Raw genomic sequence first — 17,492 nt, forward strand, 5'->3', positions numbered from 1 at the left:
TCCAAATAATTTTATAAATCGGTCAAGATTCCAGTCCTAAATGTTTTATTATACTATCATTTACTTTATTTACATCGTACTTCTGTCTACATATATTAAGGCTTTCCTTTGCTTTGCTCTTCAGATCATTTTGATTCTCTATCAAATAAATCATTGAATTAGCAAGACTTTCGACATCTTTAACAGGAACCAGAAAGCCATTTAAACCATCAACTACTGTTTCACGACAACCAGGAGCGTTCGTTGTTATAATCGCTCTTCCCATTGCCATTGCCTCCAACACCGTTCTAGGAGTTCCCTCTCTATAAGAGGGGAGGACAAATACAGATGATTGCTCAAGAAATGGTCTAACATCCTTAGTTTCACCAAGATAATTAACAATGTTAGAAACTATATATGGTTGTATGTCATCATAAGCTAACGCATTAGGATTCACATCAAATGGTCCAACTAAAGAAAATTCAACTTTAGGATAAGTTTTTTTCACTATTTCAGCAGCTTTTAAGTATTCTATTACACCTTTGTCTTTAATAATTCTACAAATCATTAAGAATGATATATTTTTAGGTAATGGTACAGGATGAAAATGAGATAAGTTCACGCCTGAGCCATTAATTAGTGCTGTTTTCCTACTACTAACAAGTTTACCAGATACAAATTCGTTTAAATCATCTGGATTTTGAAATAAAACCTTATCGCAACTTTTCAATGCGCTCCGATATAAAAATTTACTTATAGTCTTAACGATAAAAGCTTTAAAACCTCTAGCTATAAAAACATAGCCTAGACCAGTTAGCATTGAATAAATTTTCCCCACACCTGCTACACGCGCTGCGATAGAACCAAATATAACCGGTTTAATAGTGTAACTAAAAACTACATCCGGTTTTTCTCTCTTAATTAATTTATAAATTTCCTTTATAAGAACAATATCATTTAATGGATTAGTTCCAGTTCTTACAATTGGAAGTTGTACAAATCGGGCTCCTAGTTGCTCTATTTCTGCTTCAAATCCAGTTTCGGGCCCTACACCAACTACTTCATGTCCATTTTTCACAATCGCTTTTATTAAGTCTCCCCTAAAATTAATTAGCGATGGTGTATAACCAGCAATTATTAAAACTTTCATTTAATAAGTACAGAATCGAAAACTTCACTCAATATATTCGCAACTCTTCTAATATCATCTTGAGACATCCCAGTTCCTGAAGGGAGACAGATACCTGTTTCAAAGAGACTTTGAGATACATCTTCAGTATGTCTAAAATAATGATAATTTTGAAATAGAGGTTGTAGGTGCATTGGCTTCCAAACAGACCGGACTTCTATGTTGTTTTTTTCAAATTCATCTAAAATAACTTCTCTAATGCTAGGGTGCTTGGAAAAAATAGTGAACACCGACAACCAATAATTTGGTTCACCTGCATCATCTATAGGCATAAATGCAATCGGTAAGCTTTTCATTAATTGGTTATATTCTAAATTTATAGATTTCCGATTCCTTATAAAGCTATCTAGAGCTTCCAACTGCCCCCGCCCGATTCCCGCACAAATATTGGACATTCTATAGTTATAGCCAACTTCTTTATGCTCATAATACCTTGAAGCTTCTTTTGACTGAGTAGCCCAAAAACGCATTTTCTTTATAGCCTCTTCGTCATTGGAAACAACCATGCCACCACCTGAGGTAGTAATAATCTTGTTACCATTAAATGAAAAAATACCAATATGACCAAATGAACCACATTTTTTCCTTTTGTACGTTGCCCCTAGCGCTTCAGCTGCGTCCTCTATAACTGGAACATCATACTTTTCACATATCGGAAGTAGCAAATCATAATCAGCACTCTGACCATATAAATCAACTATAATAACTGCCTTAGGCATTTTATTTTCTTTTTTAGCCCACTCAAACGCTTTCTCTAAAGCAATAGGGGACATATTCCAAGTTTCTGGTTCAGAGTCAATAAAAACTGGATTAGCATATTGATATAGAATAGGGTTACAGCTTCCTGCAAAGGTTAGGTCTGAGCAAAACACATAATCTCCTGGACCGACACCAAAATATTTCAGTGCTAAATGAATACCTGCTGTGCCAGAAGATAAAGCCAATCCATGATCTACGCCTACGTACTCGCATAATTCTTCTTCAAATTTATCAACATTTGTACCCAGGGGAGCTATCCAGTTAGTATCGAACGCTTCTTGTATGTACTTCATTTCGTTCCCACTCATATGAGGCGGGGATAAAAAAATCCTTTCCGACATCGCTTTTCATCTCCAAGTTTTTCTTTATTTTTGCAGGCACTCCTGCCACCATTACATTGTCCGGTATATCCTTTATTACTATGGTTCCAGCAGCTACAATTACATTAAATCCGATAGTTACATTATTTAGCACTTTAGAACCTACACCCAACCAACTACAGCTTTTTACATGAACAGTTCCACAAACATTAACACCTGGAGAGATGTGTACCCCATTTTCTAATATACAATCATGGTCTATGGAAGAAGAAGTATTTAGAATACAACCTTTACCAACTTTAGTACTAGCATTTACTACTACTCCAGCCATAATGACACTGCCTCTTTCTATCTGGCTGAATCTGCTTATTGTACTAGATGGATGAATGATACTCGGAATTTCATAGCCTGCACGTTCAAGTCTTTCCAGCCATATCATTCTTGTCACATTATTTCCTATGGCTACAAACGCTGCTGAATAATCTTCTCTATGATCCATATAACTTTCAAATCCACCCAATACAGCTTTCCCCAATACATCATTAAGCTCTTTATTATTATCTAGGAAGGCTATTTCATCCCAATTGCCAGTACTCAATGCCGCATCAGCAACAACCTTGCCATGCCCACCTGCTCCCAAAATCAATAACTTAGACACCCATATTCACCCAGCTTTCGCTCTTTCTACTTAGATATCTAGAGTACTTCCAGAGAACATCGGCATTGTATCGTTCTGAGAATTATTTATTCCTTCTCTTACTAGAACGTTCTTTATGGTTTTAAAGACAATTTTAGTATCCAAACTGAGGCTAATATGATCTACATACCAAACGTCATATTGAAATTTTTCTTCCCAACTGATGGTATTCCTACCGTTCACCTGGGCCCATCCAGAAATGCCAGGGACCACTTCATGTCTACGATTTTGTTCAGGAGTATAATGTTTAAGATATTGCACTAGTAAAGGACGGGGACCAATAAAGCTCATGTCGCCTTTGAGAATATTGAATAATTGCGGCAATTCATCTATACTACATTTTCTCAAAAAGGAACCTACTCTAGTCATTCTTAGTATGTCAGGTAATAGATTTCCATCTTGGTCAGTCTCTAATGACATTGTTCTGAACTTATACACTGTAAATATCTTTCCCATCTTACCAGGTCGCTTCTGACGAAATAAAACAGGACCTTTCGAACCAATCTTGATAGCTATAGTTGCTGCTAACATGATAGGTGAAGATAAAATGATTAAAAAACAAGCAGTGATCCAATCAAGTGTTTTTTTTACAACTAAGTAAGGCTTCATCCATCACTCAACCTCTGCATATATATTGATAAAGAAACAGCGGATATTTAATCCGCCATTCCCGCAGCCAGATCTTTCCCTAACTGAAGCTGTGATTCAAATTCACTTTTATATTGACTAATAATCTCCGTGCTATACCCATTGCTGTTCAGTTTTTGTTCAGCATCAGCAACTATACTATTGAAGCTAGCAGTGAATGAGGCTAGTTGTTGTACCCCTTTAGCTTTTATACTTTTCTTACTCGCCTCATCTGTTGCTCCAACATACTCAAATGCAATACTCATTAATGTCGATTGACTTTGATTTTTAAGCGCCGTAAGCTTAGCTTCTGTGTCACTAGTGATAGTTTCATATGAAACCTTTCCAGTTCCTGCAGAACCACCACCTGTTGCACCTGTTGTATCCGTTGGCGCTGGTGTCGCTACTGGAGATGGGCCCTTGCCATTGTCATTGTTTGTCAATCCATTAGTGGTTTGTTCCTGATAAGCCTTGGAAGCTGCAGTAATGGTCTTCGTCTTCTGATCCCAGCTAATGTTATGACCTACAGATTCCGATAAAAAACGTAGAGGCACATATAAGGAACCATTCAGGATGAAGCTAGATTGACCTGTAGGCAAAGCCTTGGTTGCATCGTTAAATACATAACTTGCCTTAACTTGATTGAGGACAATATTCTTCGCTGCTGCTGAAGTACTATTCCCGTTCTTTGCATTCATTAGATATTCTTTAATCACAACTAGCTCTGAGCTGCTAGGCTCTGCTACGGTAACTTTAACGTTTTTAGCATCCCAAGCTACGCTCTTCTGTAAAGCATATGACATAAACCGTAATGGAACATAAGTTGTATTGTTGTACATGAATACATACTGACCTGCGGGTGGCTGAATACTCACACCGTCAAAAATCAAATTCACGTTCATACTTTGTACTTTAATCGTATTAGTTGCAGCCTTAGGCGTTGCACTTGGTACTGCCGCTGCTGATACTGATATAGGTGCTGATGCTGTTAAGGGTGCTAAACCAATTGAAGCAATTAACGATAAAGCCACGACTGATAATGTTGCTTTAGACATATTTATTCACTTCCCTTTTCTTTCGCTTTTAATTGTTCTTCTTCAGCAATGATTTGGTCATGTGTTTTCCCTTGACTGACTCCGTACTTCTTAGCAATCTGAGAAAGCTCATTGTACTGCTCTGTGGATACTTTACCTAGGATGATACTGCGCGCCTCACGCTTCTCCTCAGTCGTTAAGCCACCCTTTGCCAAATCTTTAAGACGATTAATATCGGATACGCTAAGTTGACCAAGAACAATAGAAGCAACATCTGCTTTATCCTTAATCGTTACATTTTCTTGAATTTGCTTAGCTTTATCTGTGGAGACCTGTGCTGTGTAACCATCTGAAGAGCCATCTTTTTGATCTGATGATGGAGCTTTGGTCGGTTCAGCAGATTTATCATTGTTTCCTTGATTACTACTTCCCTTGTCATTTGCTGGTGGAGTAGTAGGTGCCATGGACTCTACAGGTTCAACATTACTATCACCAACTGTATCAGTTGGTGCCGATCCTTGATCTTGACCACCACCAACATTATCCTCAGACTCAAGATCAAAACCATCTACCATTGAATTCATCAGCTTATCGACAGCGTAATTCGCGGCGAACAAGCCGCCAACACCCAGCACTACAATAACTGACAGCGTCCATAAAAGGATCTTTCTCCATCGTTTGTTGAACACTTTATATCCCCCTTTATGAATAGTTAGCTAATAGCAACTTGGGCAACGGGCTGCATTGGTACAATCTGATTGATTATTTCGCGGATGACTTCTGGTTCCTCAGCGAGAACACGTTCCAAACGTTTAAATTCCAGTTCTAACTGGTTCAGACTTATGACATTAGGTTTACCGATAAAGATTCTTCCATGATCGGTAGAGCCTAAATTCTCTTCATCTGTAAGCAACTCTTCATATAACTTCTCACCCTCACGAATACCGGAGAAATGAATATCAATGTCCTTATAGGGTTCATATCCAGAGAGCGTGATTAAGTCTTCCGCCAACGTTAGAATCTTAACCGGCTCTCCCATATCCAGAATGAATACTTCTCCGCCTTTGGCGAAAGAACCAGATTGGATGACAAGCTGTACTGCTTCCGGAATCGTCATGAAATAACGCACCATTTCTGGATGTGTCACAGTGACTGGACCTCCGGCAGCGATCTGCTGCTTAAAGGCTGGAATTACACTACCACGACTGCCAAGAACATTTCCAAAACGCACAGCAGAAAACTTCGTTTGACTTGTAGTGTGCAGGCTCTGCACATACATTTCCGCAATCCGTTTAGTAGCACCCATTACACTGGTTGGGTTAACCGCCTTATCAGAAGAGATCATTACGAATCTCTCGGCACCATATTTATCTGCACAATCCGCAACATTTTTGGTGCCAAAAACATTATTTTTAATGGCTTCCGAAGGGTTCCGCTCCATTAAAGGAACGTGTTTATGTGCTGCTGCGTGAAAGACTACATGCGGTCTATGGCCACTGAATATGTCCATCATTCGACTGCGATCCTGCACATCTGCTATCACGGTTACAATGTTCAACTCCGGAAAACTCTTACGAAGTTCCATTTCAATCGTGTAAATACTGTTCTCACCGTGTCCAAGTAACAATAGCTTGTCCGGACCAAAAGGAGCAATCTGCCGGCATAACTCCGAACCAATAGAGCCGCCAGCCCCCGTAACTAACACCGTCTTATGATGTACATAACCTAAAATACTGTTCAAATCAGCTACGTTCGGTTCACGTCCTAATAAATCTTCTACACTAACATCCCGAAGTTTCTTAACTGATATTTTCCCAGCGATCAGATCGTTAAGAGCCGGGATTATCTTCAGCTTAGCTCCAGTCTTTTTGGCAAGATTAATAATCTCAGAAATCTCAGTACGTGAAACAGAGGGCATGGCAATAATAATCTCATGAATTTCTCTTTCTTTCACAATAGCGGGGATTGCATATCGATTACCTAATACAGGAACACCCAATATATACATATGGTATTTATTCGCATTATCATCAATGAAACCGACTAATTTGGTATGTGCAAAAGAGGGTCCCATCATTTCCCGAGCAATTAATAACCCACAATCACCAGCACCTACAATTAGTGTATGGGTCTTAGTGTCTTTGTAATTGATTCGGTCATTATGAAGTACTCTCCATAAAAATCGAACTCCACCTACTAATAAAAGAATAGTCTCCATGGACCGAACTTCTATGGCAAAAGGTACTCTATCCGGCAAAATTAGATACGCCAGTGCAAATGAAAATAAAGACCCTACTACAATAGCTTTAGAAACCGATATAATCTCACCGATACTGGCATATTGCCACATTCTTCGGTAAAGACCGAAGTATATCAGGCTTCCACCAAATGCAAATGTTGCAATCAAACCAAATTGCAGCATCTGTACAACATATTCCTGAAGAGCATGGTTAGGGTACCGAAACAAATAAGATGTCACAATACTGAACCAAATGATCGCAAGATCAATGAAGAATAAAAGAATCACTCTAGATTTCGCTGTCATTTTCAGTGCCTCCAAAAATAACATTTTTAATTATGAATAAATCAATTTCCATAGTAGTAGTAATAGTACCCTTCACTAGCTTTACGTTTTACATTATTGAGAACAACGCCGAGCATTTTTGCACCTACACGATCTAGATTAGCTTTAGCTTTTACTGCGATATCGCGTTTTACCTTACCATAGCTGACAACCATAATAACGCCATCACTCTTCGAGGCCACAATTTGTGCATCCGTAACCGCTAATAGTGGTGGAGTATCAATAAGAATGACATCATACCGCTGACGCAAATCCTGTAAAAGAGTGCTCATCCGATTAGATGCCATCATTTCCGCCGGGTTGGGCGGGATTGGTCCAGAGGTCATGATTGAAAGATTATTAACACCAGAATCTTGGACAGTGTCCTCAAGAACTGCCTGCTGAGACAGTAGGGAGGATAAACCAAAACGGTTACTTAGTGTAAAAGTCTTATGTGCCGTTGGCTTCCGCAAATCGGCATCAATCAACAATACTCTTTTATCTGCTTGTGCGTAAGCTGCCGCCAGGTTAGCAGATACCGTAGATTTACCTTCTTCCGGTCCGGATGAAGTGACCATAATCACTTGAATAGTCTGATCTACAGAAGAAAAATCAATATTCGTGCGCAATGCGCGAAACGCTTCAGAGACAGGAGAGCGTGGGTTCGTAACGGTGATCAGATGGCGTTGTTTATTTGGAAGCTGTGACATGTTCGAGGTCCCCCGCCTTTCTGGATGATTGTTTCTGTGTTTGTGCGGCACCTTGCTTGCTTTCATCTTGACCCAATCTTGTAATCATAGCTATGGTAGGCAAACCAAGATACTTCTCAATATCAGCTTCTGTCTTCAGGGTGTCATCCATATATTCCAGCAGGAAGGCAATCCCTAATCCAATCATCAAAGAGACGATAAAAGCAATAGCTATGTTCAGTAAAACATTTGGTTCTACCGGCCGGGGCTCAACAGTTGGATTCACTTTAGCTTCATTCAGAATCGATACATTTTCCACATTAAATAGACTTGGAATTTCTTCCTTGAACACAAGTGAAATGGCATTCACGATTTCAGCAGCCCGCTGATAAGAATTATCTCGAACGACAAGTGTCATCACCTGCGTATTATTTACGGAACTCACATTAACCTTTTTTAATAGCTCTTCCGCAGTAATATTGAATTGCGGATAATCCTTTGTAACAATATCAAGGATGGCCGGAGTCTTAATAATTTCCTTATACGTATTAATTAATTGAATATTGGTATTAATCTGGTTTAAATCAAGCTGCCCCACCGCTGACTGCGTCGGTGTTTGGTTAACGATAATCTTCGTGGATGCCTCATATACCGGGTTTTTAATATACAGACTATATACACCAGCAATACCGCACACCAATACAACTATGCTGAAAATGAGCCATAGTCTCTTCCTGACGATCTGAAAATAATCGCGAAGATCCAATTCTTGTGATGACAAGTGAAATTACCCCCAAGCTATTTCTGAAATATTTCGATGCCTGTTCAAATCTTCCCTATTTGCAAAAAAATCGCCTCCTCTCACCTACATGAGAGGAGGCTGTATACTATAAGTTTTATTTACTTGAAGTTAATAGTACGGTAGATAATTACTGCTGCTTCAGCACGGGTAGCTGTATCGTTCGGGTTGAACTTGCCAGCATTTCCGATAACCAGGTTGTGGCTTGCTGCAAACGCTACGCCATCTCTTAGGGATGCACTGATCTTAGCAGCATCAGAGAATTTGCTGATTGCAGTAGAATCGGTTTTTGCATCAGGATTGATAGATTTCAACGCACGGGAGATCATTGTTGCCATTTCTGCACGTGTAATAGTTGCATTAGGATCAAATTTGGCCGCACTGCGTCCAGTAATAATCCCTTTTTCTGCTGCAACTGCTACATATGGTGCATACCAAGCAGTTGAACTTACATCGCTAAAGCTTTGTACAGCAGAGTTGTTTTCCAGGTTAAGCGCACGAATCAGCATTTTGGAGAACTCAGCACGAGTTACGTTGCTCTTCGGTGCAAATTTACCTGCTCCGACTCCTTCAATCGCACCTTTAGCAGCGACGACTTGAATTTGTCTGCCAGCCCATGCTTGTACAGCAGCAATATCATTAAAGGAGACTTTATTCTCAAGTACTGCGTAAGAAGAGAATGTATCACGTGGTTCTACGATGAAATCTCCATCAAGAACTCCACCTTGGAATTGCAGGTCGCCGTATACAAGCTTACCAACGGAAAGCAATTCTTTATCAAGACCATCTGTATTCTTAAGTGGCAGTTTGATAGTAATTGGTTGTTTAAATGTACTTTGTACTACACCGTTCACACTAAGTGTGAATTCATACACATCCGAAGCCAATTTCAGCTTGGTAACGGAAGTTACAACTTCTGGTTTAGCTGTAGTTACTGTCAATGAAATTGCTGTGCTGAATTGGCTTACAGGAATCGTTACAGTTACACCGTTGAAAGTAACGGCGATATTCGCAATACCTTTAGCTTTTGCAGCTTCAATAATGGCTTGGGAAAGTGGAACTTCAACTGTAGTAGCGTTTACTGTTCCCAGATTTAAGGTCAAAGTAAGACCAGTTTTACCAGGGTTCGCTGCAACCAGCTTATCAAATTCTTTAATTACATCAGCATCAACCAATTTCAAGGTTGCTTTACCGTCAACAATGCTTACGAGCTTGGATACATCGTAGATTCCTGGAGTTTGAACAGGAGCTACAGGAGTTGTAACACTTCCATTCCCGCTTCCACCGTTACTACCACCATTATTACCACCATTACCGTTGCCATTATCGCCTAATCCGTAGGCTTTAATATAAGCAAATGCAAGTGATTTCGCCGCAGGTTTTGCGGATTTAATATTATTGTTCAGGTTCTTCAGTGTTTGCTTCACATCACTAGCAGTAACTCCAAGCTTGTCCAACGCTTGACTTACTGTGAGTGCTCCTGCTCCTGTTGTATGGCTCAATACTTTTGCAATAGCTTCATCCAACAAAGTATCGTATCCAGATTCAGAAGTTAGGATTGCCAACAAATCTGCAGTTGACTTGCTGCTTACCAGTGCACGAAGTTCTGTTTCAATGCTGCTCAAGAATTCAGAAACACTATCAACAGTAAGTCCAGACACACCCGCTTTCTTTGCAATTTTGCTCAGCAAAGCAATGTTTTTGTCGTCGTTACGGATCACTTGAATTTCGGAGAAGTCATTGCCATAGACGTCGTATACTACACTAGTAACGCTTTGGAACAATTTAAGTGATGTTTTTGTTTCTTCTGCATCCAGTGAAAGATTCTTCAGAATTGGAGCAAAAATTTCTACGAATTCTGCCTCATCCAGTGCTGCAACCTCAGTCTTCAAATTGTAGAGATAAACTGCATCTGTTGCGGTCAATTGTTTGTAAACAGCAAGAACCTTATCCTTAACTGCTGTACTGCTACTAACTGTAGCCGCAGATGCTGTACCTACTGCTCCAAGGCTTCCCAACGGAAGACCCGCTACGGATGCTGCTACCATACTTGCTGCTAATGTTGATACTACTAGTTTCTTTTTCAAAGTCACTAAATATCCACCTCTTCTTATGTATTAAAATACTGTACTACCATAGACCTAGAACAATTCGCCCAAATGCTACGCTATTACGAATAGCATTAAATCACCCAATAAAACCCATTCTACCACTATAAGGTAGATTAGTCAGCCCTTTCGGAAAAAAAATCCAAACAATTTTTGTCGGTTTCTCCTTGTTTGTACGTGTTTTCCATGAATAACCTCGCCATTGGTCATAATTTGCTGAGCATTGCCGCGAACATAGTCACGCAGCTCAGGGCCTAATTCTTTCTCCATAACCACATAAGCAGCGTTTAATCCAAAAGGACGATGAACACTGTCATGTGCATCAGAGGCCAACACATGTACTGCATTTCTACGGCATAGCTCCAGCGACAATTTCTGTAGCTTATTCCCGAAAACGCCTGCAAGACTCTGTGCGGTTACCTGCCCAAGTGATCCTAGCTCTATCAATCTCTCTAGTTTAGAAGGATCAGCAGCTATTTCAGCATTGCGCTCCGGATGGGCGATGACCGGAACGAACCCTTGAATGATCAGCTCGTGGCAGATTTCTTCCATGTTACGTGGTACTCGTGAAGAAGGCATTTCCAGTAAAATATACCGCGAATCTGCAAGACTCAGCAGTTCCCCCCGCTCCAGATCATTCAGCAGCTCCCCGTAGATACGGATCTCTTGACCTGGAAGAACAAGCAGTGGATTACCAGCCTGACGAAGTCTCTCATTCATCAACTCCACAGCTTCTTTAATCTTGGGGGCGTTATTCATATATTGACCGTTGGCATGATGTGGCGTGGCGATGACTGAAGTAATCCCTTCTCTGTGGGCGTCTTGCGCCATGGCAAGAGCAGCTTCCCAATCAGAGGCTCCGTCATCCAAAAAGGGTAAGATGTGGCAGTGAATATCTATCATATGTTATCTATCGGTCCTTTTCCATAGAAATTTTAGTTTTATCAACAAAAAAAATACAACCATTCCCACCAGGAATGGTTGCTTGATTGTAAATGAGTTCATATCTTACGCTTCGGTTGACTCCTCTTGCTGAGATTCATTTGCTATCATTTCAGCATCCTCTGAATCCGGAGATTCATTCTCAGAAGGGCGAATATACCCATCAATTAAGCCCCAAAGCTCGTCTTTGCCGAGACCAATTTCCGAGGAGAATGGAATAAAATTATCCCCTGGCAGCACACCCAGCTCCTGCTTCATGGTCTTGATATGTTTTTGCCAGCGTGTCTTCGGAATTTTATCCGCTTTGGTCGCTACAACACACATAGGAAGATCATAATGCTTCAACCAGTCGAACATCATCTTATCATTGCTGGTAGGCGAATGCCGCAGGTCCACAATAAGCAGAACCAGCTTTAACGTATCGCGCTCAGAGAGGTATTTCTCAACCATTTTCCCCCACACCGCACGTTGCGTCTTGGAGACTTTGGCATACCCGTAACCTGGAAAGTCAACAAAATACATGCTGTCTTCATTGATACGGTAATAGTTCATGTGTTGTGTCTTACCAGGCGTGGAGCTTGTCCGAGCCAGATTCTTACGGTTAATCATTCGGTTAATGAGGGAAGACTTCCCCACATTGGAACGCCCTGCCAGAGCAACCTCTGGCAAGGAATCATCAGGGTACTGATCAGGGCCAACGGCACTGATAATAAATTCGGCAATATTAACTTTCATAGGACTTCCTTTCTAATGCACACTACTCGGTGGCTCACTGCTAATTTCATTATGATGCTCAACTAACGCATGATGCAAGACCTGATCCATATTAGATACCGGTACGAACTCAACATCATTACGTACGCTCTCAGGAATATCTTTCAAATCCCGTTCATTGTCTTTGGGAAGAAGGATCTTTTTATATCCAGCTCGGTGAGCGGCAAGAGATTTCTCTTTCAATCCACCAATTGGCAAAACACGTCCCCGCAAGGTAATCTCACCTGTCATCGCCACATCCTTGGAAACATAACGTTTCGTGAGTGCGGAGATCAATGCGGTTGCGATCGTAATCCCTGCAGACGGACCATCCTTCGGAATTGCACCTTCCGGAATATGGATATGAATATCAATCTTCTCATAAAAATCGGGCTGGAGTCCCAGCTCCTCCGCCTTCGAACGAGTATAGCTGAATGCGGCCTGTGCCGACTCCTTCATTACATCGCCCAGCTGTCCGGTGAGGGTTAGTTTACCTGTTCCCTGCACAACCGTAACTTCGATCAGCAGTGTATCCCCACCGACCTCAGTCCAAGCCAGCCCAGTGACGGTACCAATCTGATCTTCAAGCTCGGCCATACCGTAACGATATTTGGAAGCCCCAAGATAATCCTTGATGTCGTCAGGAAGAATGATCACTTTCTCTTTTTCCTCAGACACGATTTGTTTCGCAGCTTTGCGGCATAATGCTGCAATCTGCTGCTCCAAATTACGCACACCGGATTCACGGGTATATTCGCGGACAATGCGTAATAAGCTATCGTCTTCGATAATCAGTTGATCTTCTGCAAGACCATGGTTTTTCTTCTGCTTAGGCAACAGATAACGGCTGCCGATTTGCAGTTTCTCCAGTTCCGTATAACCTGGAATGAACAGCATTTCCATCCGGTCCAGCAATGGACGCGGAATATTATGCACTACGTTCGCTGTTGTTACAAACATTACGTTCGACAAGTCGAACGGCAGCTCTACAAAATGATCACTAAACGTGTTGTTTTGTTCTGGATCCAGTACCTCAAGCAGCGCTGAAGATGGATCTCCACGGAAATCCGCAGCCATCTTATCGATTTCATCCAATAGGATAACCGGATTAATCGTACCCGCCGTCTTCATGCCTTGGATAATCCGCCCCGGCATCGCACCTACATAAGTCCGGCGATGACCTCGAATCTCCGCCTCATCACGTACACCGCCTAACGAGATACGGACGAACTTGCGGTTGAGCGAACGGGCGATGGAACGAGCCAGTGAGGTTTTGCCCACACCTGGAGGACCTACAAGACATAGAATAGGACCCTTAAGCTTCTTAACCAGCTGCTGAACGGCCAAATATTCCAATACCCGTTCCTTTGGTTTTTCCAAACCGTAGTGATCCTCATCAAGTACCTGCTCGGCCTTTTTGATGTCAAGATCATCCTCTGTCTGTTCACTCCAAGGGAGACTGAGCAGCCAATCTACATAGTTGCGAATGACGCCGCCTTCCGCAGAGCTGACTGGCATTTTTTCCAGACGATCGATTTCTTTCTCCATCTTTTCCTTCACACGTTCTGGAACATTTTTCTCTTCCATTAGCGTCCGCAGCTCTTCCGCTTCTCCTACCCGGCCTTCCTTCTCGCCGAGCTCTTTCTGGATCGCTTTCATTTGCTCACGCAAATAATATTCCTTCTGCGTCTTTTCCATTTGTTTTTTGACACGTTGATTGATCTTACGTTCAAGCTCCAGCACTTCACGCTCATTATTAAGAATATCAAGAAGCTTCTCCAACCGTTTACTAACATCAATCGTCTCAAGAATTTCTTGCTTATCCTTAATTTTTAGCGATAAATGACTCGTAATGACATCCGCAAGTCGACCAGGCTCTTCTATATCGGATACAGCAGCGAGGGTCTCTGGGGTCACTTTTTTGGATAACGTAATATAGTGTTCGAACTGATTGAGTACTGTACGCATCAGCGCGTCACATTCTTGATCGCTATCTACATCTTCCGGCAGCTCACGCGCCATAACCTCATAGTACTCATCATTATCGATATAATTAATAATTTCGGCCCGTTCTACACCTTCAACCAGTACACGTATCGTACCGTTTGGAAGCTTCAACATTTGCCGCACATTGGCGACAGTACCGACCCGAAAAATATCGTCCTGACCTGGCTCTTCAATATTCACTTCCGACTGGGAACAAAGAAGAATCAAATTATCTTCAACCATAGCTTTCTCTAACGCCCGAACTGACTTCTCACGGCCCACATCCAAGTGAAGAACCATGCTTGGGTACACAAGAAGCCCTCTTAGCGGCAATAAAGGAAAACGACGACCTTTTGTTTTATTTGTCATCATCGCTTTCGCACCTCCCATGGCTCTCAATTAATCTCATATGCATTCATTCTAACAAAAGCAGCCCCAAAACACCAACAGAGTCCTTAGATTTCAAGAAGAACCGACTTGCTTTTCCTTAAATAGAGACAACGTTTCTTGTAGCATTTAAAAAGGAAGCAGCAGAATTGCCTGCAGCCTCCTTTATTTTACAGCGACAAATCTCACCTTATTCTTCGAATTAGGGATCAATTTTGTTTAACCCTTTGCAGATTCACCAGCGGCATCGGCCTTTAGGAGTGAGGGTGCTGCAGAGAACAGCTCTCCAGCAACTGCAGGCAGCCTTACATCTGCTGTATCGGCACCGAACAGGTGACGGAACACCTCTTCTACTGTTTCCATTGGAATAACGCGTAATGGCGCAAGGTCAGCGAAGAGAGACTGCCAGTTTTCTTTTGGAATAAGCACTGTAGTGGCTCCAGCTTGAAAAGCAGCTTCCACTTTGGCAATTACACCACCCACTGGCTTGACTCGTCCATGGATGCCTATCTCACCTGTGATCGCTACAGTGTTATCCACGGGAAGTCCACGAATAGCAGATACGATTGCTACTGCCATCGCCACCCCTGCCGAAGGCCCGTCAATCGGTGTTCCACCTGGAAAATTCACATGTAGATCATAACGATCGGGCTCCAGATTCATCGTACGCAGTACGGTCAATACATTCTCAACCGAGCCCTTTGCCATACTTTTTCTCCGAATCGTGCGGGAGCCTCCACCGATCTCTTCTTCATCCACCACACCTGTCACGTTCAGTCTGCCCTGGCCGTTCACAGCAGGCGCTGCGGAGACTTCGATTTCGAGCAGAGTACCCATCCCCGGTCCATACACGGCAAGACCATTGACTAATCCAATCTGCGGTGCCGAAGGAATCTTGCGTTCCGTACGCAGCGGAAGCTGGCTGCTGCCCGCTACCCATTCCACATCAGCAGCATTTAGTGTATCTCTCTGTTCAGTTAAAGCTAATCCGGCAGCCAGTTGAATCATATTAACTGCTTCCCGGCCGTTGGTTGCATACTGCTGCACCACAGTGACAGCTTCCGGACTTGGTTTAAGCCCGATTTTCTGTATCGCGTCACGCGCGATGACGGCAATCTCATCCGGCAGCAGCGGGCGGAAATAAATCTCCATGCAGCGCGAACGCAATGCAGGTGAAATCTCATCCGGAGAACGCGTAGTAGCGCCAACTAGCCGGAAATCAGCAGGCAATCCATTTTGAAAAATATCATGAATATAAGCCGGAGTATTATTATCCTCCGAATTATAATAAGCGCTCTCTAGCAGTACCTTCCGGTCCTCAAGCACTTTAAGCAGCTTATTCATCTGAATGGGGTGAAGCTCTCCTATCTCATCCAGAAAAAGAATCCCGCCATGCGCCTTAGTCACCGCTCCCGGTTTCGGCTGTGGCACGCCCGCCACCCCCATGGCTCCTGCACCCTGATAAATAGGATCATGCACGGATCCGATCAACGGGTCAGCAATACCACGCTCATCAAAACGAGCGGTTGTGGCATCAATCTCTGTGAATTTGGCGTCACTTTTAAAAGGAGAAAGCACATTCTTTTTCGCCTCTTCCATGACAACACGCGCTGCCGCAGTCTTGCCGACTCCCGGCGGACCATAAATAATCACATGCTGCGGATTAGCGCTGCAAAGTGCGGCTTTCAGGGCGCGCAGCCCATCCTTTTGCCCGACAATATCTCCAATAGAAGCCGGACGTGTTTTCTCCGACAATGGTTTAGTTAATGTAATCATCCGCATTTTCCGTAACTTGTCCAGTTCCTTGCGCGACTCTCGTTCTACCGCTGACTTATTTGTCTTCTGACCCCGCAGCAGATTCCAAAAGTATACGCCGATAACCAGCGCGAAAAAGAGCTGCACGATCATCACAACTATACTTAATTCCATAGGTCATCCTCCTGTTTCGTTCAGTCTACCTTTCCACCCTTGGCTACTATTAGGTAGTATAGCCGTTTCGGTAATTAGTAAACGCGAATTTGAGGATTTGTTGAATTGTTGCAGTAGGATAGACTCTGATAATTAACTATAAGGGCAATAATGAGTGTGGGGAGTGCAAATGTAGCTTATGTAAATTTTAAAAAGGAGATTGTTGAGGTAGTTAGAAAGGAGATTGGAGAAGAAGGAATGCGGAGGAGTGAGGAAGTAAAGGAGGGATGAAGAGGAATGCGGAAAATCGCGGAGAAATACGGGAGAGATTAGTGGAAAGGGAATTTGAGGAACTGTGGTGATATGTCGAGCCGTTGAACTTAGTAACTGAGGATCGTGATCGATGCTATGTAGGGTGAGGAACCTAATTCTGCGACTTTACAGCTAAGGGTGAGGAAGTTGGGAGTTTCCTGTAGATGTTAGTTAGTTGAGTTCGTTGAGGTACTTTTAGAAGCTGAGTTACTCTAGAAACTGAGTCAGCTGGGAATGGTGAGCTACTTCTAGAGGCTAAGTCAGCTGGGCACGGTGAGTTACTTCTAGAGGCTAAGTCAGCTGGGCACGGTGAGTTACTTCTAGAGGCTAAGTCAGCTGGACACGGTGAGTTACTTCTAGAGGCTAAGTCAGCTGGACACGGTGAGTTACTTCTAGAGGCTAAGTCAGCTGGACACGGTGAGTTACTTCTAGAGGCTAAG

The 17,492-nt window shown here is 42.5% G+C and carries 14 protein-coding genes; all 14 read right to left on the minus strand.

Translation table 11 applies throughout. The features are described 5' to 3' along the window. Positions 1 to 22 precede the first annotated feature (22 nt). The gene (locus tag NYE35_RS25170; RefSeq protein WP_076272796.1) at positions 23 to 1,129 is read right to left on the minus strand and encodes a glycosyltransferase family 4 protein; all 1,107 of its coding nucleotides are present in this window, start codon (positions 1,127 to 1,129) and stop codon (positions 23 to 25) included. Continuing rightward, entirely contained in the window at positions 1,126 to 2,220 is a 1,095-nt protein-coding gene (locus tag NYE35_RS25175) for a DegT/DnrJ/EryC1/StrS family aminotransferase (protein WP_340892734.1), read from the minus strand. Before NYE35_RS25175 ends, NYE35_RS25170 begins: the two co-directional genes overlap by 4 nt. Continuing rightward, on the minus strand, positions 2,189 to 2,905 hold the full coding sequence (locus NYE35_RS25180; protein WP_076272798.1) for an acetyltransferase: 717 nt from the start codon (positions 2,903 to 2,905) through the stop codon (positions 2,189 to 2,191). The genes NYE35_RS25175 and NYE35_RS25180 overlap by 32 nt, the downstream gene beginning before the upstream one ends. Before the next feature lie 30 nt (positions 2,906 to 2,935). Continuing rightward, positions 2,936 to 3,553 (minus strand): sugar transferase, encoded by a 618-nt coding sequence (locus tag NYE35_RS25185; RefSeq protein ID WP_076272799.1) that lies wholly within the window; start codon positions 3,551 to 3,553, stop codon positions 2,936 to 2,938. Between the two features lie 47 nt (positions 3,554 to 3,600). Next, positions 3,601 to 4,626, minus strand: coding sequence for a copper amine oxidase N-terminal domain-containing protein (locus NYE35_RS25190; protein ID WP_076272800.1), 1,026 nt, complete (start codon positions 4,624 to 4,626; stop codon positions 3,601 to 3,603). 2 nt (positions 4,627 to 4,628) lie between these two features. Continuing rightward, a complete protein-coding gene (locus tag NYE35_RS25195) occupies positions 4,629 to 5,294 on the minus strand; it encodes a hypothetical protein (RefSeq protein WP_076272801.1) in 666 nt (221 codons plus the stop codon). Positions 5,295 to 5,317: 23 nt separating this feature from the next. After that, complete coding sequence (locus NYE35_RS25200) at positions 5,318 to 7,150, minus strand: polysaccharide biosynthesis protein (RefSeq protein WP_076272802.1); 1,833 nt, start codon at positions 7,148 to 7,150, stop codon at positions 5,318 to 5,320. Positions 7,151 to 7,191: 41 nt separating this feature from the next. Next, complete coding sequence (locus tag NYE35_RS25205) at positions 7,192 to 7,878, minus strand: CpsD/CapB family tyrosine-protein kinase (protein ID WP_036685074.1); 687 nt, start codon at positions 7,876 to 7,878, stop codon at positions 7,192 to 7,194. After that, the gene (locus tag NYE35_RS25210) at positions 7,859 to 8,638 is read right to left on the minus strand and encodes a YveK family protein (RefSeq protein WP_076272803.1); all 780 of its coding nucleotides are present in this window, start codon (positions 8,636 to 8,638) and stop codon (positions 7,859 to 7,861) included. The genes NYE35_RS25205 and NYE35_RS25210 overlap by 20 nt, the downstream gene beginning before the upstream one ends. 119 nt (positions 8,639 to 8,757) lie before the next feature. Further along, the gene (locus tag NYE35_RS25215) at positions 8,758 to 10,749 is read right to left on the minus strand and encodes an S-layer homology domain-containing protein (RefSeq protein WP_076272804.1); all 1,992 of its coding nucleotides are present in this window, start codon (positions 10,747 to 10,749) and stop codon (positions 8,758 to 8,760) included. 135 nt (positions 10,750 to 10,884) lie between these two features. Then, entirely contained in the window at positions 10,885 to 11,667 is a 783-nt protein-coding gene (locus NYE35_RS25220; RefSeq protein WP_076142033.1) for a tyrosine-protein phosphatase, read from the minus strand. A gap of 105 nt (positions 11,668 to 11,772) precedes the next feature. Next, on the minus strand, positions 11,773 to 12,441 hold the full coding sequence (gene yihA / locus NYE35_RS25225) for a ribosome biogenesis GTP-binding protein YihA/YsxC (protein WP_036685063.1): 669 nt from the start codon (positions 12,439 to 12,441) through the stop codon (positions 11,773 to 11,775). A gap of 12 nt (positions 12,442 to 12,453) precedes the next feature. Further along, complete coding sequence (lon, locus tag NYE35_RS25230; RefSeq protein ID WP_076099438.1) at positions 12,454 to 14,817, minus strand: endopeptidase La; 2,364 nt, start codon at positions 14,815 to 14,817, stop codon at positions 12,454 to 12,456. A 234-nt stretch (positions 14,818 to 15,051) separates the two neighbouring features. Continuing rightward, positions 15,052 to 16,761: an ATP-dependent protease LonB gene (lonB, locus tag NYE35_RS25235; protein WP_076224629.1), complete on the minus strand. Its 1,710-nt coding sequence runs from the start codon at positions 16,759 to 16,761 to the stop codon at positions 15,052 to 15,054. Between the last annotated feature and the right edge of the window lie 731 nt (positions 16,762 to 17,492).

Source organism: Paenibacillus sp. FSL L8-0494 (genome assembly GCF_038003695.1).
GTDB classification, from domain to species: Bacteria; Bacillota; Bacilli; order Paenibacillales; family Paenibacillaceae; genus Paenibacillus_AQ; species Paenibacillus_AQ odorifer.